General features: G+C 44.0%; 2 protein-coding genes. Both read right to left on the bottom strand.

Annotation, left to right across the window (positions count from 1 at the left end; genetic code table 11):
• Positions 1-397: 397 nt before the first annotated feature.
• The gene (locus O9300_RS05295) at positions 398-1,129 is read right to left on the bottom strand and encodes a glutathione peroxidase (protein WP_287970426.1); all 732 of its coding nucleotides are present in this window, start codon (positions 1,127-1,129) and stop codon (positions 398-400) included.
• Positions 1,130-1,333: 204 nt separating this feature from the next.
• Positions 1,334-1,868 (bottom strand): RNA-guided endonuclease InsQ/TnpB family protein (locus O9300_RS05300; RefSeq protein WP_287970428.1); only part of this gene is annotated, 535 nt, incomplete at its 5' end.

Raw genomic sequence — 1,868 nt, forward strand, 5'->3', positions numbered from 1 at the left:
TAGGGTCTGCTGAAAAAGTTTGTTGGTGGGGGCAGGGTGTGGGGTGTGGGGTGTGGGGTGTAGGGTTTTACCGATTTTGAGGTAGTCAGTTACCTAATTTTCAGGGAAAAAGTACCTGAATTTTACCCCCGATCCCTCCAATGGTCGGCACTTTTTGAGGTCAAAAAAGTCTAAAAGCCTTATCCAACAAGGTTTTTAGATTTATTCAGCAAGCCCTAGTTAGGGAACAGGCAATAGATGGTGTACTTTATAAGACTGAGAAACGCTATAAATGATTAACGAAATACATCAGACTACAATCACACCCAACAAAAAAGCTCTAACTTGCCCGGGCAAAACCTCTCACAGATATCTCTCCAGTTGCAATGGAAAGATAACTTGAGGTCTAACTGATTGATTATGCTCCCAAATAAGCCGCTAATTCTTCCGAACCGCCAATTAATTGCCCGTTAATGAAGACTTGCGGGGTGGTGGTATTACCACTCATGGCCCGCAGAGAACGACTGGTGGCATCGCGTCCGAGGATAATTTCTTCGTATTGTAGCCCTTTTTCTTCTAACATTTTCTTAGCCCGGAGGCAGTAGGGACAGCCGACTTTCGAGAAAAGAGAGACTAAAGGCGGTTTTTTGGCTTCTGGGTTGATGTAGTTTAACATCGTTTCCGCATCGGAGACTTTGAAAGGATCTCCCGGTTCTTCCGGTTCGATGAACATTTTCTCGATAACACCATCCTTGACTAGCATCGAATAGCGCCAAGAACGTTTACCGAAACCTAAGTCAGCTTTATCGACTAACATCCCCATTCCTGCGCTAAATTCACCGTTACCGTCGGGAATCAAGACGACATTATCACATTCTTGATCTTTTGCCCACTCGTTCATGACAAAGGTATCATTCACCGACAAGCAAACAATACTATCTACGCCATTTTCCCGAAAAACTGGGGCTAATTCGTTATATCCGGGTAAATGGGAGGTGGAACAGGTGGGAGTGAATGCCCCGGGTAAGGCAAAAAGAACAACGGTTTTTCCTTTGAATAATTCCTCGCTGGTGATGTTCACCCATTGATTATTTTGACGCACGGGAAAGGTGATATCGGGAACTCTCTGTCCTTCTCGGTTTGGTAGCATAATCTTCAACTCCTAATTGCTAAGTCGTACTCATTTCGAGTTTGTCTAAATTAAGTGTACTCATAACGACTATGAGTTGTCAACAAGTATTTATACTTAAATCAGGAGACAGGAGACAGGAGACAGAAGACAGGAGAATGGGAATTGACTCTCCCCCGCTAACCGCTCGCGCGGTGTAGCGGGGGATTCTCGGTTCTTAGGCTTTTAACTAGATCGACCGAGTTTAACCCAGTCGATCCCCGTCAAATCGCCTCCGCGAGCGTTTTCTAACACGGTCAGTCCGACCGCGTTTTTTCCTCGGTTCTCAATTACCTTCGCTGATGCCGTATCTCTCGGTTCAATGTGGCCGCAAGAATCACACCGGTGAACTCTTTCCGATAACGCTTTTTTACCAGTAATTGCGCCACAATTCGGACACTCTTGCGAGGTTCCGTTTTTATCAACCTTAAGATAATATTTTCCCCGTTTCCAAGCGACAAACGGTAATATCTCGTTAATAAAACTACCGATACCTGAATCCAGAGATTGTTTTCTAACGATCCCTCTAGACCAGGAAACGAAGTTAATATCTTCAACAAAGATATTATCAGCGAGATCGCAAAGGTAATGAGCTAACTTAAAATGCCAATCTCTACGAGTATTAGACACTTTTTCGTGTAATCTCGCTATCTTATCTTGGAGTTTCAACCAATTGTTCGAGCCTTTGACTTGATGTTTCAAGCGTCTTTGTAGCAATTTA

Origin of the sequence: Microcystis sp. LE19-195.1E (assembly GCF_027532095.1) — a bacterium.
In the GTDB taxonomy this organism is placed as follows: Bacteria; Cyanobacteriota; Cyanobacteriia; order Cyanobacteriales; family Microcystaceae; genus Microcystis; species Microcystis aeruginosa.